25 protein-coding genes are annotated in these 21,703 nt (G+C 50.7%); 1 reads left to right on the forward strand and 24 read right to left on the reverse strand.

What is annotated here, in order from left to right; all coding sequences use genetic code 11:
* Window positions 1-10: 10 nt before the first annotated feature.
* The 11 genes from F3G95_RS02900 to F3G95_RS02950 form a co-directional block, all read right to left on the reverse strand.
* On the reverse strand, window positions 11-1,204 hold the full coding sequence (locus F3G95_RS02900; protein ID WP_149793743.1) for a Fic family protein: 1,194 nt from the start codon (window positions 1,202-1,204) through the stop codon (window positions 11-13).
* A 304-nt stretch (window positions 1,205-1,508) separates the two neighbouring features.
* Window positions 1,509-2,000 (reverse strand): HD domain-containing protein, encoded by a 492-nt coding sequence (locus tag F3G95_RS02910; protein WP_097778870.1) that lies wholly within the window; start codon window positions 1,998-2,000, stop codon window positions 1,509-1,511.
* A gap of 33 nt (window positions 2,001-2,033) precedes the next feature.
* The gene (locus F3G95_RS02915; RefSeq protein ID WP_149793744.1) at window positions 2,034-2,687 is read right to left on the reverse strand and encodes a GyrI-like domain-containing protein; all 654 of its coding nucleotides are present in this window, start codon (window positions 2,685-2,687) and stop codon (window positions 2,034-2,036) included.
* A 149-nt stretch (window positions 2,688-2,836) separates the two neighbouring features.
* Window positions 2,837-4,576, reverse strand: coding sequence for an adenine deaminase (gene ade, locus F3G95_RS02920; RefSeq protein WP_149793745.1), 1,740 nt, complete (start codon window positions 4,574-4,576; stop codon window positions 2,837-2,839).
* 180 nt (window positions 4,577-4,756) lie between these two features.
* On the reverse strand, window positions 4,757-5,221 hold the full coding sequence (locus F3G95_RS02925) for an Hsp20/alpha crystallin family protein (protein ID WP_149793746.1): 465 nt from the start codon (window positions 5,219-5,221) through the stop codon (window positions 4,757-4,759).
* A 237-nt stretch (window positions 5,222-5,458) separates the two neighbouring features.
* On the reverse strand, window positions 5,459-5,917 hold the full coding sequence (locus F3G95_RS02930) for a pyridoxal-phosphate dependent enzyme (protein WP_015563803.1): 459 nt from the start codon (window positions 5,915-5,917) through the stop codon (window positions 5,459-5,461).
* Window positions 5,914-6,270, reverse strand: a complete 357-nt coding sequence (locus tag F3G95_RS02935) for a PfkB family carbohydrate kinase (RefSeq protein ID WP_149793747.1) — start codon at window positions 6,268-6,270, stop codon at window positions 5,914-5,916. The genes F3G95_RS02930 and F3G95_RS02935 overlap by 4 nt, the downstream gene beginning before the upstream one ends.
* A gap of 7 nt (window positions 6,271-6,277) precedes the next feature.
* A complete protein-coding gene (locus F3G95_RS02940) occupies window positions 6,278-7,102 on the reverse strand; it encodes a purine-nucleoside phosphorylase (protein ID WP_015563802.1) in 825 nt (274 codons plus the stop codon).
* Between the two features lie 165 nt (window positions 7,103-7,267).
* Complete coding sequence (locus F3G95_RS02945; protein ID WP_149793748.1) at window positions 7,268-8,068, reverse strand: ADP-ribosylglycohydrolase family protein; 801 nt, start codon at window positions 8,066-8,068, stop codon at window positions 7,268-7,270.
* A 14-nt stretch (window positions 8,069-8,082) separates the two neighbouring features.
* Window positions 8,083-8,217, reverse strand: coding sequence for a hypothetical protein (locus F3G95_RS14030; protein ID WP_279240231.1), 135 nt, complete (start codon window positions 8,215-8,217; stop codon window positions 8,083-8,085).
* A gap of 90 nt (window positions 8,218-8,307) precedes the next feature.
* Complete coding sequence (locus F3G95_RS02950) at window positions 8,308-9,363, reverse strand: macro domain-containing protein (RefSeq protein WP_149793749.1); 1,056 nt, start codon at window positions 9,361-9,363, stop codon at window positions 8,308-8,310.
* Window positions 9,364-9,477: 114 nt separating this feature from the next.
* On the opposite strand from F3G95_RS02950, the gene F3G95_RS02955 reads away from it, so the two are divergent.
* The gene (locus F3G95_RS02955) at window positions 9,478-10,359 is read left to right on the forward strand and encodes a DUF5131 family protein (protein WP_347562900.1); all 882 of its coding nucleotides are present in this window, start codon (window positions 9,478-9,480) and stop codon (window positions 10,357-10,359) included.
* Window positions 10,360-10,443: 84 nt separating this feature from the next.
* Here F3G95_RS02955 and F3G95_RS02960 read toward each other — a convergent pair whose 3' ends face one another.
* From F3G95_RS02960 to F3G95_RS03020, 13 genes are all read right to left on the reverse strand, one after another.
* On the reverse strand, window positions 10,444-10,896 hold the full coding sequence (locus tag F3G95_RS02960) for an aminoacyl-tRNA hydrolase (protein ID WP_005946299.1): 453 nt from the start codon (window positions 10,894-10,896) through the stop codon (window positions 10,444-10,446).
* A gap of 12 nt (window positions 10,897-10,908) precedes the next feature.
* On the reverse strand, window positions 10,909-11,496 hold the full coding sequence (locus tag F3G95_RS02965) for a pentapeptide repeat-containing protein (protein WP_149793750.1): 588 nt from the start codon (window positions 11,494-11,496) through the stop codon (window positions 10,909-10,911).
* Between the two features lie 12 nt (window positions 11,497-11,508).
* Entirely contained in the window at window positions 11,509-11,958 is a 450-nt protein-coding gene (locus F3G95_RS02970; RefSeq protein WP_149793751.1) for a low molecular weight protein-tyrosine-phosphatase, read from the reverse strand.
* Window positions 11,959-12,015: 57 nt separating this feature from the next.
* Entirely contained in the window at window positions 12,016-12,792 is a 777-nt protein-coding gene (locus tag F3G95_RS02975) for an HAD family hydrolase (protein WP_149793752.1), read from the reverse strand.
* Entirely contained in the window at window positions 12,777-13,238 is a 462-nt protein-coding gene (locus tag F3G95_RS02980) for a DUF523 domain-containing protein (protein ID WP_149793753.1), read from the reverse strand. Before F3G95_RS02980 ends, F3G95_RS02975 begins: the two co-directional genes overlap by 16 nt.
* 401 nt (window positions 13,239-13,639) lie before the next feature.
* Window positions 13,640-14,017 (reverse strand): desulfoferrodoxin family protein, encoded by a 378-nt coding sequence (locus tag F3G95_RS02985; RefSeq protein WP_149793754.1) that lies wholly within the window; start codon window positions 14,015-14,017, stop codon window positions 13,640-13,642.
* Between the two features lie 105 nt (window positions 14,018-14,122).
* Entirely contained in the window at window positions 14,123-14,848 is a 726-nt protein-coding gene (locus tag F3G95_RS02990; RefSeq protein WP_149793755.1) for a MerR family transcriptional regulator, read from the reverse strand.
* Between the two features lie 78 nt (window positions 14,849-14,926).
* Window positions 14,927-15,592 carry a DNA/RNA nuclease SfsA gene (gene sfsA / locus F3G95_RS02995; protein ID WP_149793756.1) on the reverse strand — a complete coding sequence of 222 codons (666 nt, stop codon included), beginning with the start codon at window positions 15,590-15,592 and terminating at the stop codon, window positions 14,927-14,929.
* Between the two features lie 48 nt (window positions 15,593-15,640).
* Window positions 15,641-16,204: an O-acetyl-ADP-ribose deacetylase gene (locus tag F3G95_RS03000; RefSeq protein ID WP_149793757.1), complete on the reverse strand. Its 564-nt coding sequence runs from the start codon at window positions 16,202-16,204 to the stop codon at window positions 15,641-15,643.
* Window positions 16,205-16,214: 10 nt separating this feature from the next.
* A complete protein-coding gene (locus F3G95_RS03005; RefSeq protein ID WP_149793758.1) occupies window positions 16,215-16,742 on the reverse strand; it encodes an isochorismatase family protein in 528 nt (175 codons plus the stop codon).
* 113 nt (window positions 16,743-16,855) lie between these two features.
* Window positions 16,856-17,074: an HFLK protein gene (locus F3G95_RS03010; protein ID WP_097793250.1), complete on the reverse strand. Its 219-nt coding sequence runs from the start codon at window positions 17,072-17,074 to the stop codon at window positions 16,856-16,858.
* An 89-nt stretch (window positions 17,075-17,163) separates the two neighbouring features.
* On the reverse strand, window positions 17,164-19,125 hold the full coding sequence (locus F3G95_RS03015) for a phospholipase D family protein (RefSeq protein ID WP_188117501.1): 1,962 nt from the start codon (window positions 19,123-19,125) through the stop codon (window positions 17,164-17,166).
* Between the two features lie 139 nt (window positions 19,126-19,264).
* On the reverse strand, window positions 19,265-21,523 hold the full coding sequence (locus tag F3G95_RS03020) for a DEAD/DEAH box helicase family protein (RefSeq protein WP_149793760.1): 2,259 nt from the start codon (window positions 21,521-21,523) through the stop codon (window positions 19,265-19,267).
* Between the last annotated feature and the right edge of the window lie 180 nt (window positions 21,524-21,703).

A 21,703-nucleotide genomic window follows, 5' to 3' on the forward strand; every position in this document is an offset into this window, starting at 1 on the left:
TTTGGATTCATTATAATGGCCGACCGTCAGAAGTCCCACCGACACGATAGAACACCCTGTTTCCTGCTTTTCTTGCAGTGAGCAGCCCCATCTCATGGAATTTCATCACAAACGTCCGAATGGTTGCATACGCAGCGTTTTGGAAATCCTTTTCCAGCTGCTTTGTGGTAAACTCCTCTGCACCATAAGCAGACAGAACATACTCCCAGAGCAGCCGTTCTTTTTCTGTGATTTTTCCTTCCGCAAGAGCAGTTTGATATACCTCAAGATCAGTTTTCGGCGGGACTGCATCCACCTGCAGGCGGTTATAGACCTCATTGCAGAAGTAGAACAGAAAGGGAGTCACATCCGTATAGCCGGAAATCAGAGCATTTCTCTCCACGCATTCGTAGGCTTTGTAATATGCGTCCTTGTTTTCAGCGATGTATCGGGAAAACGGCGTGAATAGTGCCGCAGGATAGCCCTGCTGAACAAGATACCAGAGGTGGAATAGCCGTGCAGTGCGTCCATTCCCGTCAAAATAGGGGTGGTAGTATGCAAAAGCAAAGTGCAGAATGGCAGCCTTATGCAGCTCATTGATGCCGTCATTGGCATTCGCAAAATCGACAAGCCATTTCATGGCACCGGGAAGCCGCTCTGCCGGAAGTCCCGGTCTGGGTTCTTCACCGCCCACAATAAAAACCTCGCCATGCCGATAAAAGTGGTTTGGCAGTAATCGATCTTCATCCGGGAGATAATCCCCTGTGCTGATCTGATACAGGTAATGCAGATTCTCCTCGGTGATCCTATTCTGACGATTCGCGATAAACTCCAGTCCGCGCTTCATACCATAGATGCGGGCTTCTTGTTCATCACGAGGGGCATAACCATCGAGGATATAACGGATACTGCTGCGGGTCGAGCGGATACTTTCAATTTGAAAAGTCGCATAAATTTCCTCGGTCATCGCCGACAAACCGAAGTTTTGTCCACTGACAGGGACAGAGAGCAACTGCTTCATACCATTTGTTGAAATTTGCGCGAGGTTCGGCAGGTAAAACAGCTTATTTCCAGAAAAATCAGTCAACGGCAGAGGCTGCGCAAAGTTTTGCCGCAGCAATTCGGCAAATTCTTTGACGCTGACAGTCGAGTACTTGTATTCCATCCGATTGAGTTCAAACAAATGCTTATCTGAAAGCATTTTGGCAAACTGTGCCCCATCCATTCTGTCCACCTCGCAGTTGATACTTATTGATACTATATAGTATCAATATACCGATTCTTTATAAAAAAGTCAACCGAAACAGGCCGAACCAACTTTTTTCCATACTCTCCGTCAAAATTCCCGCAGCACAGCCACGAATCACATCTCCATCGGCTTATTCCCCACTTCGTCCAGATACGCATTCAAAAATTCCGCTGCAAGGCTGTTGGGACGGATTTCGGGCAATAAGGCACAATGTCCTCTTCTTCCAGTTCTTTTTCAATCAATGCCGTGCCGCATTCAAAGCAATGCTTCTGAATCATTTTTACACTCCAAACACTGTTTTCGTCAGCCGGATACCTGCTGCCGTTTTCATCGTATGTTCCATAAAGGTTCGGATTGCCTGCTGGCCGTACCCGCTTTCGGACGCATTGACGATATAATCTGCCTCAATCAGAATTTGATAGTCAATGCCGTCGATCTGCGCCGGGCTATGGTGGTGCCCTACCAGATAGGCCACACGGTCGATCTGTTCTGCCGTCATGCCGGTATCCGCCAAGAACTCCCGCACCAGCGGGGCACCCTCCTGCTCCTGATATTTACCATTGGTGTTGCCGTACTTTTTGCGGCAGAGCGGGCAGGCGATATCGTGGGTGATGGCCGCCACCTCCAGAATAAACTGCGTGTCTGCGTCCAGCCCCTCCAGCTCACCAATGGTTTTGGCATAGGTCCACACGCAGCTCAGGTGCGTGATGTCATGGATATTCCCTTCGGAAAAGGCAATCATCTTTTCCATAATCTGTGCAATGGTCATCATTTGTTTTCACTCCCGTTTTTAATACTTAAATGTTCACCTTGATAAACGCGAACTTTGCGCTTTCTTAATTGGATGTCTAATTACAGTTTTCCATTTTTCTGGGGCAACCTTTCTTGCATCAGACATATAAATCTCGTGGTGCAACCTATCTTTGTTAATATCATTAACATATCCATTTTGTTCTAGATAAGTATCCATAAGAGCAACAGTTGCTGGCTCATTATCAAAAGAACCTATATGCATAATTTGAACGCATAATCCCTCATCAATCGTAAGATACTCTGCTGACGAACAATCAAGTTTCTTCTTTTTCGTTGCTGTTTCTACCGCCCAGTCAAAATCAGCTTTAGAAATGAAATCAGGCAAACGGATAACAGAAATCCAGCTGAAAGCAGACTTATTTGTATAATCTACACTCTCGACATCATCCTGCCACCAAAAACCTTCCAATGGCGGAACAACATATTCAAAAAATCCTTCAATTTTATAATCAGTCTTGTAACTCATTTTTAATGTGTATGCAACAGCATATAGAACACTGATTGCTTGTTGATATGCTCCGCCTTCTTCATTTGGATTGCCTTTTCCTCTAACTGCAATATAATTTGCCTTAGGTACATTTACAATCTCTGGTTTGTTCTTCGGCATATAGAATTCTTTATACTCTTTTTTAAAATCAAAAGCCATAATAACCTCCAAAATCCCGATTTATCAAATAAGAATTTCCGTCAATTTTTCTCTTGATGCGGCTCGCTTCTAAGAGTAGGAACGAACTGTTCTGTTGCCGGAGACGGACCATTCAGGTCGATCTCCAGCAGTATTTTTGTTATCGCCTATTAAAAAACAGCCGGAACGACTTTCTGCTGCGCTACATCGATGATGCCGTATGTATTCAGTCTGAGTTTTGGAATGACCGGAAGGCTGACGAAGGCGAGGGTCATAAAGATGCCGATATCTTCCGCTACACCATGTGCCTTGAGGGCATCGTTCAGCGCCTGCATTTTCGCCGCAACGCTCTCTGCGCTTTCGGTGCTCATCAATCCGGCCACCGGAAGCGCAAGTTCTGCCACGACCTGTCCATCTGCCACAAACGCAAGTCCGCCTTTGTTTTTCCGCACGATGTTGCCGGCCAGCATCATGTCGGCATCGTTGTCCCCTGCCACGATCAGGTTATGGGAATCATGTGCGATGCTCGATGCAACAGCTCCGCATTTCAGGCTGAAGTTTCCTAAAAAGCCAATGCCCACATGGCCGGAGTGATGATGCCGCTCAAAAACGGCCAGTTTTACGATGTTGTGTTTCGGGTCCACACCGGGAGCTTTGCCCGGATGCCGTTGGAACGGGATGATTTTTTCCTCCGTAAGCAGCTCGCCCCGGTTCAGGCAGATGACACGCTCCTGCTCTCCGCTTTCCCGAAGTTCCAAATCCTCCAGTGTGATCTCATCCAAATCGAACGAGTTCATGACGCGTGCAAAGCGCGCATGGTCGATGTCAAGCGGTGCGGGTTTCAGCGTTTTTCCGTGCTCGGCCACCAGCGTGCCATTCTTGTAAACCTGTTCGACCGTAAAGGATTCCAAATCCGATACTACAATGAGGTCGGCAACATACCCCGGTGCCACGGCACCGTGCTGCTTTAATCCAAAATACTGTGCCGGAACCAGCGTTGCCATTTTGACGGCCACTGCTGGGTCCGCGCCCAGCCGGATCGCTTTACGGATGTTGGAATCGATGTGGCCGCTGTCCAGCAGGTCACCGGGGTGCTTATCATCCGTCACCAGCATACAACGGCTGCAATAGGGCTCCCGGAACAGCGGCATCAGGGCCTCCATATTTTTGGCAGCCGTTCCTTCCCGGATCATGATATATTGTCCGAGCCGGAATTTTTCCATGGCTTCCTCAATGTTGGAGCACTCGTGATCGGACTGAACGCCTGCCGTAATATAAGCATTCAGGTCCTTATCGCTCAAGAGCGGCGCATGGCCATCCACGATCTTTCCCGCTTCGGTACAGTCGCGGATCTTCTGCAGGATCTTCGGGTCACAGCGCACCGTCCCGTAGGCATTCATCAGCTCCGCAAGCCCCAGCACGCGGGGACTGCCATAGTAAGGACGGAGCTGTTCTGCGTTCAGCACCGCACCGGATTCATCCAGATCCGTGGCCGGAACACAGGAGGGCAGCATGAAATAAACCGAAAGGGTCAGATTTTTTGTCGTTTCCAGCATGAAGTCCAAGCCTTCAAGCCCCGCAACGTTCGAGATCTCGTGTGGGTCTGTGACCACCGCAGTGGTACCGTGGGGCAGCACTGCCTGCTCGAAAGCCGGACCACAGAGCATGGAGCTTTCGATGTGGATATGCCCATCGATCAGGCCCGGGCAGACATATTTGTCGTGCAGATCAACTTCTTTCTGGCCGTGATACGCACCCACACCCATGATCCGGTTTCCGCTGATGGCAATGTCAGCGGTGTCGATCTCATCGGTAAACACATTGACGATTCTGGCATTTTTCAAAACCAGATCGGCCAAAGCATCTCCTCTGCCTGCCGAGATCCGGCGTTTCAGCTCATCAGACTGCATAGAAATATCTCCTCTCTCTGAAGTTCGATTTTCTCACCTGTGGATTGGTTCTGCCCTTATTCTACCACGCCTTGCCGCTGCGGAAAAGATGTCGGGAAACAAAAATGGCCCCGGAGGGCTTGTTACAGCTCTCCGGGGCCACTTTATGTGCGTTGTGCCTTGGCGCACACGACCGGCGTTTTACTCGATTGCAATCAGATTCGGGTTCTCAGGCAAAGCCTTCGTCTGCTGAGGAGCAGGCAGCTCGACGTGCAGGACGCCATCCTCGAACTTTGCGTGGATGTCTTCCTTCTTCACATCGCCCACGTAGAAACTGCGCGCGCAGGTGCCGGAGAAGGATTCGCGCCGCAGATAGCGGCCCTTCTTATCCTTTTCGTCGTTGCTGTGGCTGCGCACTGCCTGAATGGTCAGGTAGCCGTCGTTCAGATCCATCTGAACGTCTTCCTTCTTGCAGCCCGGCAGGTCAACAGCTACTTCGTAGCCATTGTCCGTCTGTTTGACATCGGTCTTCATCATGTTTGCACCACGCTTACCAAAGGCACCACGAGCCTCACGGTTCATCATACGTTCCAGTGCAGCGTCATTCCAGAACGGATCGAAGAAATCATCGAACAGGTTTTCATGGAAAACAGTCGGCATAAGCATAAATCATTCCTCCAATCCCGGCGTTCGGGTCGGGGCAAAAAATCTGAAGCGTCCATTCAGAAGGGCTTTCCGGGGAGCCTAGCGGCTCTCCTTTTGCCCTTCCTCCTGAGCACGCCACTGTTATAGCACCGTTCATTAGCAGTGTCAATAGAAGAGTGCTAAAATTCATAAAAGAATAATACTTTTATAAAATCCTATGCAATCTTTTTAAAATTAAGTCGTATCATCGTGTTTTTATCATTTCTGCCGGTACATCGGCGTAGACAGATATTTCATGCCGTTGTCCGGGACGATGACCACGATGTTCTTTCCCTGATTCTCCGGTCTGCGGCCCACCTGCACCGCTGCGTGCAAAGCCGCTGCTGCCGATGTGCCCAGAAACAGTCCTTCCGCCCGCAGCACCTCATGGGCCGTTTCGTAGGCTTCCTCGGTGCGGACATTGATGCACGCATCGCTCCAGTCTGGCCGCAGATAGTCGGAAAGTGCGCTTTCCGGCACATCATACGCCGGCAAAACGCCATCTATGATCTGCGCATCCGGGTGCTCCGGGGTCAGGCGGGAGTCCGGATGGGGCTGCACCAGAACCACTTGCAGATTCGGGTTGCGGCTGCGCAGATAACTTGCTGTGCCAAAACCCGTGCCGCCGGTGCCCGCCATGCAGACCAGAATATCCACATGGCCTTCTGTATCATTCATTTCAACTCTTTGATTTCCGGGATGGATGCCGCTGCACCTTTGCGCTGCACGGCAATTCCGGCTGCTTTGGTAGCAAGCCGCATGGCGTCCTCTACTGAACTGCCGCTGCAAAGGCCCGCCAGAAAATAGCCGCTGTAAGTGTCCCCGGCAGCTGTAGTATCCACGGCCTGCACCTTTTCGCAGGGGACAAACAGCCGCCGCTCTGCATCCAGATAGTAGCTGCCCGCACTCCCGGCTGTCAGAAGCAGACGGGTCTGCGGGTATTTTTCGTGCAGCAGGGTCAAAACAGCGTCCGCTTCAAAGGTCTCGGTTCCGGCAAGGGCGCAGGCTTCCACCTCGTTGACACAGAGCACATCTTTTTTACTCCATTCTCTGAATCACCGCACCCAGCCATCGGCACAGGGTATCGCCTGCCTGATTTGCGATCTCCAGCACGCGGGCGTGGCTATGCTTGACCGTCTGGATGCCGGTGGCCATGTTAGTGATGCAGCTGACGGCCAGTACCTTCATTCCCATGTAGTTGCAGACCATGGTTTCCGGCACGGTGCTCATGCCCACGGCATCGGCTCCCATCCCCGCAAAGGCGCGAATTTCAGCCGCCGTTTCATAGCAGGGGCCCATAAAGCCCATGTAAACGCCCTCCTTGTAGGCAATGCCCAGTTCATCGGCGGTCTGCTTGGCAAGGTTCCGCAGTTCCAGACTGTAAGGTTCGGTCATATCCGGGAAGCGGGGGCCGAAGCGCTCATCGTTGGGGCCAATGAGGGGGTTCGTACCCATCATGTTGATGAAGTCGGTAATGAGCATCAGGGTGCCCGGCGCAAACTCCCGGTTGATGCCGCCGCAGGCGTTGGTCAACACCACCTTTTCCACGTCCAACAGCTTGAACACATAGAACGGGTAGCAGACTTCCTTCATGGAGTAGCCCTCATAGAAATGGAAGCGGCCTTCCATGGCGTAGACTTCCGTGTCCCCCAGCTTGCCAGCCAACAATGCGCCTTTGTGTCCTGCCACCGTGGATACCGGGAAGTTGGGGATATCCTTGTAGGACAGTTCTTCCGTGTCCGTAAAGTCCGCGGTCAGCTTGCCAAGGCCGGAGCCCAGCACCACCGCGATCTTCGGGCGCTTTTTCGTGTGCGTCTTGATATATTCCGCACTTTCCAGTGCCTTTTCATAAAGATGTTCCATACCGTTCTCTCCTTTTTCCAAAAAATTCGATATACTCTCTGGGTTCAGTATATCGGATTTTTCAGGCCGATGCAAGACGCCCTTCATCGAGTCTTATTAAAAACCAAGGAGCAGATACTTCACATCACGAGTGTGTTGTATCTGCTCCTTGATTCTCCGAATGTCTCATCTCTGGCCGATGTTCCACCGAAACAGCTCATATCCTTCCCGGATATCCTCCGGCAGACGTTTCAAAGTCTCGTCCCGCAGTTCCTGCGGCATCCCGTAAAAAGCTTCGGCAATGCCGCCGGTGATGCAGGCAAGGGTGTCGCTGTCGCCGCCCAGAGAGACCGCATTGCGAAGTGCATCCTCAAAACTGACGCTTTCCAGAAAAGCAATGATTGCTTCCGGCACAGTTTCTTGACAGGTCTCCACATGATGATAGGTCGGCCGAATTTCATCGCAGGTACGGCTCAAATCGTAGCCGAAGGTCTGCTCCACATATTGTTTGATTTCCGGTTTGCTGTGGCCGGTACGGGCCAGAAAAATCGCTGCCGCCGTGGCCTGCGCGCCTTTGATGCCCTCCGGGTGGTTGTGGGTGACTTCAGCGGTCACTTTTGCCATTTCCAGCGTTTTGTCCAGCGTATCGAACAGCCAGCCCGCTGCCGACACCCGCATAGCCGAGCCGTTACCGAAACTGCCATAGGGATTCGGATTTTCTGCGTGCAGCCACCGGCGGAACATCCCGCCGTAACCGGCATGAGGGTATGTTTCTCCCCACATGCGCATCTCGCTCTTTGTTTCTTCAAATGTTCTCTCCGGGATGCCTTTACCTGCAATCAATCCCCGTGCCACCGCAACGGTCATGACCGTATCATCGGTGAAGTGCGATTTCTCGCTCAGCAGCGGAAAATCCTTGTGCTTGTAATTGTTGTGGTCAAATTCATAGGGACTGCCCACGATGTCACCCAAGATTGCTCCTAACATGGCTGTTTCCTCCCTTACCCGTGATGCCGCTTCTGGAAATCAACTTCGATTTGTTCTTTCCACTCTGCGCCGATGGTATCCTGCTCCAGCCCGCCCATGGAACCGCTGCGGTCCAGAATGAAAACAAGCTCGGTAAGATTTTTCTTCACAACAATGCCCTCCGTTTTGTGGTGTATCGCTTTCGTTGGCAAAAGGATACCACAAACCGGAGGGCAAAAGGTCAACGGGCAGGCGACAAATCACGCACCCAGCTGTTCCTGATCGTATTCAAACAATAGCGTATTGACCTGATTGATGTTATAGATTTTGTGTTCCAGACAGTACCGCACGATCCAGTCCCGCTTGGAGCCATCGGAGAAGGCATAGCCTGCGCTTTTGAGCAGGTCGATGGTTTCATCTTCGGACAGGTGCAGGCCCACCGCAAAGGCCAGCACGGTTTTCTTTTTAGGGTTGTACTCGCGATTGCACTGAATTTTGGAGAAATGCTGCCGGGAGATGTTGGACTGCTTGTACACGGTGGAGTCTTTCAGCCCCCGCTCGTCAATGAGCCGCAGCAGCCGGGTGGTGAAGCTCTCGCCAAGGTTGTCCATCAGGCTTTCCAGACTGCGGGCTGCCATGGGGGCACTCTGCTGCCTCAGCACAGTCGCAAAGACCGGCGGTGCGCACTCTTGCGCAGGATACTCCCGGTCGGCAAGCGCAGCATCTTCCCAGCGTTCCACGTATTCTCTGCGCCGACGGTCAAATCCGTAGCTTTCATCGTTCTGTGCTACATAGTGGTCGTCAATGTACTCCTCCACCGAGGCGAACAGCTTCCGGCTCACCGCCAGCGAGTGCCGGTCGTAGAGCACCAGATACACGGTCAGGTCGTGCTCCATAACGTACTGCGTGATGGTGTCCACCGCAATGCGGAAGGCCTGTTCTTTGGGGTAGCCATAGTTTCCGCTGGACAGCAGCGGAAAAGCCACGCTCTCGCAGTGGTATTCTGCGGCTAATTCCAGTGCAGAATAGTACGCACCAGCCAGTTGTTTTGCTTCGCCAAAAAATCCACCGTGCCATGCCGGGCAGACCGCATGGAAGATATACTTTGCGGGCAGCCCGAATGCCGGAGTACACACGGCTCTGCCCAAATCGCAACGGCCGATGGCTTCGCAGGCGGCGGTCAGCTCCTGCTCCCCTGCCGCCTGATAGATGGCACGGCTGGTGCCGCTGCCCTGCAAAAGGTTCCGGTTGGCCGGGTTGACAATGGCATCCGCCGCTACTTTGGTGATGTCGTTACGGATCATCAGAAACGGCATGGTGGTCCCTCCCTCACATGGTTTTCTTCATCCTATCACATCCGATGGGGCGGCGCAAGGGGTGCTCTTGTTTCCTGTCCGCGCAGCTATTATAATAATAGGTACAGAAAGAAGGTGAGCTTCCTGCACGACATCTGGAATCCATGGCACGGCTGCGTCAAGTGCAGCGAGGGCTGCCAGAACTGTTACATGTATTTTCTCGACCGGATGCGGGACCAGAACGGAGCCGAGATCTACAAAACGAAAAGCGGCTTTTCCTATCCGCTCCAGAAAGACCGCACCGGACACTACAAAATCCAGAGTGGTGAGCAAATCCGGGTCTGCATGACCTCGGATTTCTTCTTGGAAGAAGCCGACCCGTGGCGGGCTGAGGCGTGGGACATCATGCGCCAGCGCAGCGATGTGGTGTTTTTTCTGCTCACCAAACGGCCGCAGCGGGTACGGGAGTGCCTGCCGCCGGACTGGGGCAGCGGATGGGACAACATCTTTTTCAACGTCACCTGTGAAAATCAGCGCCGCGCCGATGAGCGCATTCCCATTCTGTTTGACCTGCCCTTCAAGCACAAGGGCATTATGTGCGCACCCTTCATCGGACCGGTGAGTATCCGGCAGTACCTTACCGCCGGGCAGATCGAGCAGGTTATCTGCGGCGGCGAAAACTATGATGGTGCCCGCCCCTGCAATTTTGATTGGGTCAAGTCTCTCCGGCAGGAATGCGTGGATGCCAACGTGACCTTCTGCTTTATCGAGACTGGCACTGTGTTCATCAAAGACGGCAGGCGCTACCACCTGCCCAGCAAGCAGCTGCAAAGCCGAATGGCTTATAAATCCGGCATGAATTTTCAGGGCAGGCCCATTCATTTTGACCTCGTGGACGACTGGGGCTACCCCATCCCGCAGGAAGATCTCTATGTGCCTCATTTCCGCGCAAACTGCGAGACCTGCGGCAGCAAGTTGATCTGCAACGGCTGCAGCGATTGCGGAAAATGCTTATAAAATAAAGGAGTTCTATCCCGACCATTTTCCTGCAAATCACAGGAGAATGGCCGGGACTTTCTTTCGTATTCCGTAAATCAGGAATCAATACAAATGAAATTTATGGCTGATCTGATGTGCAATTTCATCCGGCAGCGGGCGGAAACCGATGCAGGTCAGGGTCATGCCTTCTCCGTTTTCATCAAATTCTTCCGGCTCCAGCTCGGTGTGGCAGGCATCCCGGATAAGGAAGAAGTCTTTGTTTTCCACAAGGCCCAGTTCTTCGGCAATGGTCTTTGCTTTCAGCAGTTGATTGCGGTTCTTTGCCCCGCAGATAGTTTTGGTAAAAGAGCCATCGAACCATTCTTCATAGGTTGCTTTCTCCAACATGATTTCTGCCCGATAGCCGGTAATTTCTCCGTCTTTCTCGATGGGTTCCACGCCCTGTCCCATACCGATGGGGTCGGTGAGGAATGCCAGCGAAGCATGGCAGCACTGCGCCGCCAGCTTACCGGGAGACATCTGCAGATCTTTTCGGGCAATGATGAGTTGACGCATTTTTTCTCCTTCTTACGACAGCTTGATCTTCAAATCTGCCAGCAGATTCACCGCTTCCGGCAGCGAAAATTTCGCATCCTTCAGGCGGCTGCCCAGAATGTCCACCTTATAACCGGCGGCATCCCGGAAATCCGCCTTGCGCAGGTCACACTGGTAGAATTCCGTTTCGTGAAGTTCCACGCCCTTGAAATTCGCCAACTGCATCTCGCATTTGGCAAACATAGAGCCAACGATCTCGTTTCCGTCTGAAAAGTTGAAGCGGTTGAAGTTCATTTCGGTGAAGGTGTTATATTTCAGACTGCACTCTTTCAGCGTGTGAATGGGGTCTGGGAAGACACCATTGGACATCAGCGGTGCCCACTCGATTTCATTCAGGCGGCAGTCCTCAAAATCCAGCGACTGCACCGAGGAAGACACGCTCCGCAGCCCGGTGATCTCACACCGCACGAATTTGCACTCATTCAGCGTGGTATGGTCCAGCCCGCATTTTGTAAAGGAGCAATCCACAAACACGCAGTCGGTAAAGTCGCAATCCTCAAAAGCCTCCTCGGTGAACGACAGGTCAGCAAACCGTTCACCCTCACAATAACGCTCTGTCATAAAATTCTCCTGTCAGCGCAGTTCTTCCAGCAGAGCCGTGCAGCCTTCCAGCACATCCTGCCAGGTAGCTTCAAAGTCCCCGGTATACCATGGGTCGGCCACATCGCCGGGGCGGCGGGTGTGATCCATCAGCAGAGACACTTTATGCTCCGGGTCGCCGCCCACAAAGCGCGCCATATTGCGCAGGTTGTTGTGATCCATGGCGATCAGATAATCGTAGGTTTCGTAATCCCGCCGGGTCATCTGCCGGGCCGTCTTGCCCGCGCAGGAGATGCCGTGCTCGGCCAGCTTCCGCCGGGCGGGCGGATAGACCGGGTTGCCGATCTCCTCGGTGCTGGTGGCCGCGGATGCGATTTCAAATTTATCAGAAAGCCCGGCTTTGGCCACCAAGTCTTTCATTACAAATTCGGCCATTGGGCTGCGGCAAATGTTGCCGTGGCAGATAAAAAGCACTTTCGTCATGTCAAAATATTTCCTTATATCGTATCATTTTGAATTTTGCACACATGCGTGCAAAATTCAGCTCTGCTTCAAGAACTCCCGCAGCACATCCTCTGGGCGGGGTGTATGGTTCGGGTACTTTTCCCGCAGCGGTGCGGCGGCACCATCCATAATGTAGGGCACACCCACAATGTCCAGCATCGACACATCGTTATAATTGTCGCCAAAAGCCATGACATCCGCAGGGTCAATGCCCAGTGTCCTGCAGATGCTGCGCACACCGATGCCCTTGTTGGCAAAGGTGGTGTCGATCCAGTACGGCCCTGCCACAGCGCAGTTCGCCTCTTTCCATCGTGGGACAAACCGTTCCGTGTAAGATTCTACGCCTTCGTGCAGATACACCGATACTTTTGTGATCTCCTCCGGCACCTCAGACGGGGCATGAATGATCTGATAGTTGTTCCCGATGAACTGGATGCGCTGGAGCATTCCCATGCCCCGCTCCATCAGGTAGGCAGTATTCTGGCCGGAAAGCATCACTTCGCCCTGCCCATCGCTGCGGGTCCACAGGTCATTGGCAATTTCTTCGGCCAGTGCACGGGGCATCGGGTTCTTGGCGATGCACTGTTCGTCTTTATAGATCACGCCGCCGTTCTCACAAAGAAACACACAGCAGTCTGCCACCGGTGCAAAGAGCTTGCGCAGGCTGGTATACTGCCGGCCGGATGCCGGGCAGAACAAAATACCGCGCCGATGCAGCTCCCGTATCTGTTCAAGGATCTCGCCTTCCAGCTCTTTCCTGCCGTATTGCAGCAGCGTACCGTCAATATCGCTGCAAATCAGTCTGATTGACATTTTCCGTCCTCATTTTTCAAGATAATTTTAGGCAATTCCCCGGCATCCAGAACACGGATGCCTTCGTCCATCAGCATCTTGGCAAAAACACCCCGTCCGGAGATTTTTGTCCCGGAAAACGTTCCGTCGTAGATTTCCTTCACGCCGCAGCTGGGACTGCGGGATTGCAGGATGGCGAGCTCCACCCCATTTTCTTTTGCAATGGCAAGGGCTTTCGCTGCACCCGCTCGGAACTCCCGGTCCACATTGATGCCCTCTTTGTTCGTGACAACGCCCTGCACGATTTCCGCCGGGCACCGCGGTGTGGGCAAGCCGCCCAAAACCTCCGGGCAGACCGGAACCACCTGATGCCCCCGCGCAAAATCGCAAACCACCTGATTGTAATTGTTTCCGCCGCTGTATTTGCAGTTTTCGCCCAGCAGGCAGGCGCTGACCAGAATCTTCATTGTTGCGCGCTCCGTTTTTCAGACACTGAATCTTTTACCTATTCTACCACGCTTTTGGGCATTGAAAAAGAGGATTCTGCTTTTTCCTATCCCCATACCGGGAGGTCCGCCGTAATCTTTTCTAATTCCTGTGCAAGAAACGTCAGTCTTTCCCTCAGATGGTTGTTATGCGGTGCATCTCCGTTCAGCAAATAGTCCGTTTTTCTACGTTTTTCACAGGTCTCATTTTCACGATTCCACGCAAAAAATTGAACGCTGTCAGCGTTTAACAAACGCATATAGTGTGCCTGCTCATTTTATCCATCCCATTTATACACAGTTCCGAACCAAAAGAACCGCATAAAGTTCTCATCAAAAAACAGGGAGTGACATCAAATCACTCCCTGTTTGCATTGATTGTATCAGAGTTTCGTCATCCAGAGCCCATGCAGGTTGCAGTATGCGTAAACAGCCACCGGCTTTTCACTTCCCAGTTCAAAAACAGTGCTGGGAGCCTGCCCCGGATTCAGATAGCGGATCTGCCCGCCGTTCTCAGTCTCCACGAAGATCCACTGAATATAGTGAACATCCGCCATGGGGTGCTCCACCGCGCCCACTGTGACCGTGAGACGACTGCCGGAAAGCTCTGCCACCGGCAGATGCTTCTCGCCGCTGGCTTCCACCGTATTGGGAACCAGCTCTTTCATTTTCTCCCCGCAGCAGACCAGCGGAACGCCTGCGTTATGGATAGTAGTGACGAGGTTGCCGCAGTGATTGCAGATGTAAAACTTTGCCTTCATATCGAAATCCTCCATCGGAATGTTATCGGTGTGTTTCTTGTGTCTATATGATAACATTTCCTATTTATGATTTCTGTGACTGAATCACGCAAAGCGTTTTTGGGCTCACTTGCAATAAATCTCAATGGCTTTCTGCGCAAATTCTGCGGCACCGGCACCGCCGGCAGCATTGATGTTTTCCGTAAATGCTCCGCCTGCCCCATACATCTGCCCCAGCTGATTCAAGATCACCTTGGAACAGTTGTAGTAGTGCTCTGTGATAAACTCCTGCAGCTTCTTCACCTGTGCCTGCACTTCAGGGTCCGCTGGGTCTTTGCCCTGCATCCCGCCGAATGCCGCCACGATGTCCATCAGTTGACTGCTCATGTCCTTGACTTCTTTCTCGGTCTTATGGGCAGTTTTTTTCTCAAACTCTTTGTATTCCGGCGTTTCGCCCCATTCCTTTTTGGCCTGCTCGGTATACTTTTTGATCTTCTGCGTATCAAATGCGGTAAAGTCCATAACCTTTCCTCCTGTGGTTCGAATTTTCTGCGCAAGGCCGATCAGATCTTCAAGATGCTGCTTTTTCAATGTCAGAAGTGTAATCTGCTGTTCCAGTGCTTTCTGCCGGTCAAAAGCAGGATTCTCCACGATTTTCTGGATGTCCTTCAGTGGAAATTCCAGTTCCCGGAACAATAAGATCTGCTGCAAACGTTCCAGCGCGGCATCGTCATACAGCCGATAGCCTGCTTCGGTACGGCCCGCCGCACGCAGCAGACCGATTTTATCGTAATATTGCAGGGTCCGGATGCTCACTCCGGTCCGCTTGCTCACTTCGTTCACTGTCATCATCTTGCTGTCCTCCCTTGCGACAGCCACAGTATACGCTATGACGCTGCGTCAGGGTCAAGAGGTTTTCTGAAAATTTTTTCAGCCTTCCCTCTGCTCCACGATTTCCAAGCTGTCACGCCCCACACGGCAGAGCAAAAACAGCACTTGCACACCTGCAGCCTTTGCTTCGGCCAGTGCCGTGCCAAACTCCGGCTGTGTGCTGACATTTGGCCGCACCTCGGTGATGCCTTCCATCTGAATCACAAAGGCCACAGCGCATTGATATCCCTTCCGTTGTGCCTGTGCCAGCTCGTGCAGGTGCTTCACACCCCGCTCGGTGGGTGCATCCGGGAAATAGCCGATACCGTCCACTTCCAGTGTGCAGCCCTTGACTTCCATCAGATACTTTTGCTCACCCTTTTCCATGTAAAAGTCGATGCGGGACTTCCCATAGGTGAATTCCGGCTTGATATAGTCGTAGCCCTGTTTTGCAAGCCACTCCCCTACCACCTTATTGGGTGCCTGACTGTCCATATTGATCCAGCCAAGACCTTGCTTGTGTACCGCCACAAGGTCGTATTTTGTTTTGCGTTTCGGGTTGTCCGACACTTCCAGCCGAACCGCCGTGCCGGGCAGCAGCAGTTCCCTGCACCGCCCGGTGTTCTTGACATGGACGGTTTCCACCGCTCCATTCACTTCCACATGGGCAATAAAGCGGTTGGGACGGTCAACAAAAATGCCATCTGCGATTTCTCTGTATTTCAATCTTTACTCCATTTTCAGTACAGGATTCGGGAGCCATGCCCATCCTGTTTACCAAGATACAGTTCCACGACCATCCTGCCGCTTTCGCTGTTGCAGAGTTCTTGCCTGATACACCCGCTCCGTCCGGGCATCGAAGCAGCAGAAAATCACCTGCATTGCGTAATCCGCATGTGCTTCCAGCCACTGTGCCACTGTTTTGACTGCAATCTCCGTGGCATCTTCCAGCGGGTAACCATACACGCCAGTCGAAATTGCCGGGAACGCAATGCTGTGGACGTCATGCTCTTTGGCAAGGTTCAGCGAATTGCGGTAGCAGTCCGCCAGCTGCGTGGCGTCCTCTGCTGTGCCGGAATAAATCGGCCCTACTGTATGAATGATATACTTTGCTTTCAACCGGTAGCCCTTAGTGATTTTTGCTTCTCCGGTGCGGCAGCCGTGCAGCGTGCGGCACTCCGCCAACAGTTCCGGCCCTGCTGCCCGGTGGATGGCACCATCCACACCGCCGCCACCCAGCAGACTGCGGTTGGCCGCATTCACGATGCCGTCACAGTCCAGTTTGGTAATATCACCCTGCACCACTTGAATCTGATTTTTTACTTTTTCAGAAATCATTGTAAACTCCTCACTTTTTGAGCAGTTCCAACGCTTTCTCCATAGGCACGCAATCGGCATAACAATCTGGCCAGAGGAATTCATTGTAATAGCGGTAGCTCTGCTCCCCTGTCATATACTCGTTGTCCTTCGTGGAATTTGCATAGGCAGGAACGATCATGTGCAGGCCATGCTCAAAGCCCGCCTCCACCGTTGCATTGATGCAGAAGTCGGTCATGATACCGCAGACCATCACATCTTTTTCGCCCTTTTCCGTCAGATATTCCAGCAGGCCGCTCTCTTTTTTGAACGCGCTGCATACGGTTTTGACGAACCGTCTTTCAGTCAGCAGCGGTGCAAATTCGGAATAGACCTCAAATTCATCGTCCCCGATGGAAAAGCCTGTACCGGGCCCATCGTCATGCTGGACATAGACGACCTCGATTCCCTGTTCGCGGGCAGTCCGGATCACTTCCCTGATGTTGCTGACAAACTTTTCAAACGCATACAGGCGTTCATCCACGATACCTTTCTGTGTATCCACAACCAGTAAAACCATGTGTAAGCCCTCCTGTTTTTCTTTGGTTTCATTCTACCATAGACCGCCGTTTTCTACAAGCGGCTTCAAAAATCCACACAGACAAAACCTGTGTTTCACCTGCAGGGGTTGATTCAGCCACCCAGGACGATCAGGATCAGCACCACGACCACTGCAATAGCGATCAGGCAGCCGCATCCGCTGCCGTCCCCGCCGCCACCGCCATTGTTGTTGTGGTTTCCGCCACCACCACCGCCGCCGGACGAGCCGCCGAAGTTGCGGTTGAACGCCGTCATGTACTGGGCATAGCCCGTATCGCCTTTGCCGAAGTAACCATAATCACCGTTTGACATTGTTTTGTCCTCCTCAGAAATATATTTTTTCCCTTCTGAGGTTCATTTTATCGAAAGTGATGTTCAACAAGCATCTCTTTCAAAGCATTTTATGCAAAAATCTTTGAAAACCATGGAAATAACGGTTTCTTAAAAGTGATACCAAAGAACTTCTGCGCCTCTTCCAGATTCATCATCAGGCAGTCTCTGGACTTACGTACTTCCAATGTCTCTGGCAATTCTTTCAAAATTCTGTCGGCCTCATATGTCGCACCCGCATTATAGCAGAGTTCATTTGTTCGGGGATAAATTTCAAATGAATCCTTGCTGGTTTTCCATGCATTTTGAATTGTTTTTATTGCGTAGCTTCCCGTTACTTTCTCACTGAAATAATCCTCAAGACTCAAAACTCGAATATATTCTGGCAGCGTTTCCGGCCCATACTCTTTGAAAATATCCATAAGGACCTGTGACGATGCTTTCAGAATATCAGGCGCTTCATCCTGTTCATCATCTTTCATCAATTCCAGCAATTCCGGAACAATTTCAAGCATCTGTCGCAGATATTCCCGATAAAGTGCCGTCCCAACCTCCCGCTGAACCGTACGCACAATATTGCTGCTCATCACTTCTGTGTTGGTCAGTCCTGCCTGAACACGACAGATCACTGTCCGGCGAATCACTTCCGGTGCAACAGCTTTGACATCTTCATTTGCACTGATCACAACAGCCGGATAGTTTACCAAATGCTCTGCAATCCCAAAATCATCATTCTTGATTGTTTCGATCGCATGTTGACTGAATCTTGTATTTGTCAGATCGTCCACAATAATCGGTGCTCCATGCACCGTTTGTTTAAGGCTATCAATGCTTGATCGCGTAAAATCAGGTGCAGAAATCTTTGTCTTTTGGCCGATCATCATTTTTAGAAGCGTTTCCAGAAAACTTGTTTTTCCTGCTTTGCTTTGTCCATAAACAAGCCCGAACACCGGATAAGGTAATGTGTTCTGATTATATCGAACTGCCATATCCCTCATACAGGCCATGAATGGAGAGCAGAAAAACCAGTTTGCAAATTCATAGTATCGGAACTGCATTCCAACATGATCTCCATGGAATTTTTCATATCCATCCATATAACGCAGGAACAATTCCACATCTTTCTCAACTTCGGCCTTCGGAGGGTTCAAATCGAGTTTTTGTTCATTTAACGTCACGTACTTTTCATCCGGCTCAACATCAAGCTGCGGGTACTCACTGCGTTGTTCTTTTTCCAATGTTTTTGCCTCAATCACATGCTTTCGGATGATTTTGATTTTATCTGGCGACAGCAGAATTTTTCCTTTTTTATCCGGTTTCGGGACGCATGGTTTGAATTTTGCTGCAAGTCCCTTTACATCAAGTGCAAAGCGCACTTCCTCTTTCTGATCTTCTGAGACAGGCTGAATCACAACAGCCTTTTTTACTCGAACTGTCTTTGCAATCGGAAGTTCTTCCAGATTTTCACCGTCATCGGCACACAAAAGCGAATCTTTTCCAATTTCGTCCGTGCTTTTTTCTTTTAACGTCTGGTAACACTCCATATACCAGTCAAATGCTTCATCTCCATCCATATAGCAGATATTCTCGCGCTGCCTTCCTTCAAATGCGGCTGCTGACATATTTGCCGAACCCATTATCACGCGTTTTCTACCATCCTTGGCTGAAAGCAAATAGATCTTTTCATGAGAAAGAATATCCCTTGCAACGAAAAGATGCAACGTTCCATTTTCCACACGCTCGGCAAGCTTTTTATACGCTTTATTTCTCATTCGTTCAATCAGCTTGCACTGGTACGCCATCACACTTTGCATGGAGTAATCCATAACATCTTCGCAACCGAAAATAATCTCTGCCTGTTCAAACCGATCCAAAAGTTCACACACAAAACCAATACCGGAAGAATAGGTGATTGCGCAAAGATTATTATATCCGAAAAAAAGCTCCTGCCATGTCAGAGACTCGCATGACTCATAATTCAGTTTAACAACATCCAAGTGCTTTGAGTCTTTTACACCGTTCAAGTTTTCCATAGTTTGCTGCTCATCGAAAAAGGACAAATTCTCCATTCAGATTCATTCCTTTCATTGGTTTTTTCAGCACAATTCAGTTTGAATGCTGCTCTTATTCACATTTTACACCTATATGTGTACTATAATCTTCCCTTTTTAGTCACTTTTGGAATCGTGCATAATATTTTTCAAGGCTCTTGTCGCAGACATCCACAATATGCAGCCGGTCTTTCCGTGTCAGTTTGCGGAAGATGATGGGATTCACTTCAACGGTCTCTACATCTTTGCAGCAGCGCATCAGAAAGCGCATGTCTTCAAAACGCTTGAACGGATTGGACAGAATGTTCTTCTCCACATCCTTCTTAGTGTAGCCACCCTTTTGGTAGATACTGTTGGGCTTTTCCGCAATCATCCCATGCGCCTTGCGGTCTTCATAAAAGTCAATGAAGTAATCCACCACATCCGGCAGGGCAACTCTGCCATTGCTGTCCATGTACTCATAAATTGCTTTGAGCAGGACCGGCTTATAGGAGAAGCTCATATCCATCGTTTCAATGAATTTCATGAACTTATCTGCCATATTTTGCGGCGTGATGAGATCCCAGCCGTACTGCTTGGCAATGTTTCGGACACTTTCTTCGCGGAAATAGTGGAACATCCGCTTGTCGCCAAACGGGACAGAAAGATCCGGCTTGATTTTTCCATCCTTGATATAACGATCTACCGTTTCGGATTGCACATCTACCATCCGAACAAACTCGATCTGCGAGATCATATCCTTGACGCTGTTCTGCCAGTTGAAAAGGTCGATGATTTCGTAGTCGTCTACATCAATCGGCACATCCAGCCACGCTTCCGGCTTTTCTCCCTTGAACAGCATGTCCTGATCCAGCTTCCGCTTGTTCTCCGGGGCCAGCACATAGGCCATGGGCTGATATTTTGAAATATCCAGCACCCGATGCAGACTGTAGGGCATATTGAACATATTGGCGTTGTCTACAAAATCAATCACCGGCAGGTCATCTTTTCCCGGACAGCGGCGGGTACCTCGCCCAAGCTGCTGCATATAGATTGTTTTAGACATTGTGGGCCGTGCCATGAACAGCACTGTGGTATGAGGACTATCCCAGCCCTCATTCAGCAAGTCACAGGCACAAAGAACATTCGTAGAACCGGTTTCGTAATCTTTCAGGATCTTATCCCGGATTTCTACCCGGTCACGCCCGGAAACAGCCTCTGCTTTCACACCATTGTCGCGCAGCAACTTCGCAATCTCCGCCGCATGATCTACACTTGCGCAAAAAATCACAGTCTTCTTGCCATTCACGTACTTCAGATAGGTATCAACAATCAACTGATTGCGCTCCGGAATGAACAGCTTACTTTCCAGATCCTGCGAGTTGTATTTGATACCATTGATCCGCACATCGGTTAGATCAATGTTGGTTTTGACCCGGATGCAGCGAATCGGCACCAGTACGCCACGCTCCACTGCAGTCTTCAGGTCCATTTTGTGGGCAACATTCTGGAACAACTCCAGCATATCCTCGCCATCACTGCGCTCCGGTGTTGCAGTCAAGCCCAGAATAAACTTCGGATGGAAGTAGGTGAAGATTTTTTGATAAGTATTAGCCGCTGCATGGTGGCATTCATCCACGATCAAATAATCAAAATCTGTCAGGGAGAATTTTTCCAAATCCTTGGAGATGCTCTGCACCGTGGCAAAAATGACCGTCTGGGTCATATCCTTCTGGCTTCCGGTGTACTCTCCCAAGCTTGCTTCCGGCCAGACCTTGGCGAAAGTCTCTTTCGCCTGAGATGCCAGCTTCAGGGCGTTGACCAGAAACAGCGTGCGTCCGCCCACTGCCTTGGCATCCGTTGCTGCTGTGATAGTTTTACCTACGCCGGTTGCATGGTACAGCAGCGCAATGGTTTTGCCGTCCTCACGCATCTTCTTCAGGTTGTCGATAGCCTCCTGTTGGTAATCCCGCAGCTCCATTGTCTGCCCCATCTGAACCGGAAGATCTGCTTCAAAAGCCTTGAACATGGGACTGCTGCCCAAAAAGGTAATCAGCTCATCCTTGACCTTTTCCGGTTGTTTTTCAAGCTGGCTATAAATCCATCGGTATACTTTCCAGTTATCGTAAATCAAGCTATTCTGCTTCAGGAGATCATCCGCATACTTGTTCTCAGACACCTTGCTTGGGTTATGGTAGGTTTCGCCGTCAATCTCAATTGCAATTTTGGATTCGGGAGATTCCAGCGCAAAGTCGATATAGCGATGCCGTCCATAGATGTCCACGCAGGGATACTGGAGCTGCAGATTTTCAGTCTTTTCTGGACCGAACGCCTCACAGAACAACTGAACAAACAGTTCTTCCGCACGGCTGTTGACACTGGTTGCTTTTGATAGCTCCATGATGGCCCTCCTTTTTACATTTTAAGCTTAATCATACCTAAATCAATAAACGGCCGTTCAATTTTTCTGTCCCTTTTTGAGAACATTCTCTACAAATCGCTTCGTCATCATCGCGGTCATGTTGATAATATAGGGCTTTATATCTGCCATTACCTGTAACATAGAAACCTTCTTTCTTAT

It is taken from the genome of Faecalibacterium sp. Marseille-P9312 (assembly GCF_902497445.1).
Classification (GTDB): domain Bacteria; phylum Bacillota; class Clostridia; order Oscillospirales; family Ruminococcaceae; genus Faecalibacterium; species Faecalibacterium longum.

Coding starts and splice junctions, on each gene's coding strand:
- F3G95_RS02900 (WP_149793743.1), bottom strand. CDS start 1,204: ATGGATGGGGCACAGTTTGCCAAAATGCTTTCAGATAAGCATTTGTTT.
- F3G95_RS03010 (WP_097793250.1), bottom strand. CDS start 17,074: ATGTCAAACGGTGATTATGGTTACTTCGGCAAAGGCGATACGGGCTAT.
- F3G95_RS02930 (WP_015563803.1), bottom strand. CDS start 5,917: ATGAATGATACAGAAGGCCATGTGGATATTCTGGTCTGCATGGCGGGC.
- F3G95_RS02940 (WP_015563802.1), bottom strand. CDS start 7,102: ATGGAACATCTTTATGAAAAGGCACTGGAAAGTGCGGAATATATCAAG.
- F3G95_RS02970 (WP_149793751.1), bottom strand. CDS start 11,958: ATGACGAAAGTGCTTTTTATCTGCCACGGCAACATTTGCCGCAGCCCA.
- F3G95_RS02980 (WP_149793753.1), bottom strand. CDS start 13,238: ATGAAGATTCTGGTCAGCGCCTGCCTGCTGGGCGAAAACTGCAAATAC.
- F3G95_RS02960 (WP_005946299.1), bottom strand. CDS start 10,896: ATGCGTCAACTCATCATTGCCCGAAAAGATCTGCAGATGTCTCCCGGT.
- F3G95_RS02945 (WP_149793748.1), bottom strand. CDS start 8,068: ATGTTAGGAGCAATCTTGGGTGACATCGTGGGCAGTCCCTATGAATTT.
- F3G95_RS03005 (WP_149793758.1), bottom strand. CDS start 16,742: ATGGTTTTACTGGTTGTGGATACACAGAAAGGTATCGTGGATGAACGC.
- F3G95_RS02925 (WP_149793746.1), bottom strand. CDS start 5,221: ATGCTTATGCCGACTGTTTTCCATGAAAACCTGTTCGATGATTTCTTC.
- F3G95_RS02975 (WP_149793752.1), bottom strand. CDS start 12,792: ATGTCAATCAGACTGATTTGCAGCGATATTGACGGTACGCTGCTGCAA.
- ade (WP_149793745.1), bottom strand. CDS start 4,576: ATGCAGTCTGATGAGCTGAAACGCCGGATCTCGGCAGGCAGAGGAGAT.
- F3G95_RS03015 (WP_188117501.1), bottom strand. CDS start 19,125: ATGGAAAACTTGAACGGTGTAAAAGACTCAAAGCACTTGGATGTTGTT.
- F3G95_RS02965 (WP_149793750.1), bottom strand. CDS start 11,496: ATGACAGAGCGTTATTGTGAGGGTGAACGGTTTGCTGACCTGTCGTTC.
- F3G95_RS02950 (WP_149793749.1), bottom strand. CDS start 9,363: ATGCCGTTTCTGATGATCCGTAACGACATCACCAAAGTAGCGGCGGAT.
- F3G95_RS03020 (WP_149793760.1), bottom strand. CDS start 21,523: ATGGAGCTATCAAAAGCAACCAGTGTCAACAGCCGTGCGGAAGAACTG.
- F3G95_RS03000 (WP_149793757.1), bottom strand. CDS start 16,204: ATGATTTCTGAAAAAGTAAAAAATCAGATTCAAGTGGTGCAGGGTGAT.
- F3G95_RS02990 (WP_149793755.1), bottom strand. CDS start 14,848: ATGATGACAGTGAACGAAGTGAGCAAGCGGACCGGAGTGAGCATCCGG.
- F3G95_RS02985 (WP_149793754.1), bottom strand. CDS start 14,017: ATGAAGGCAAAGTTTTACATCTGCAATCACTGCGGCAACCTCGTCACT.
- F3G95_RS02910 (WP_097778870.1), bottom strand. CDS start 2,000: ATGATGACCATTGCACAGATTATGGAAAAGATGATTGCCTTTTCCGAA.
- F3G95_RS02915 (WP_149793744.1), bottom strand. CDS start 2,687: ATGGCTTTTGATTTTAAAAAAGAGTATAAAGAATTCTATATGCCGAAG.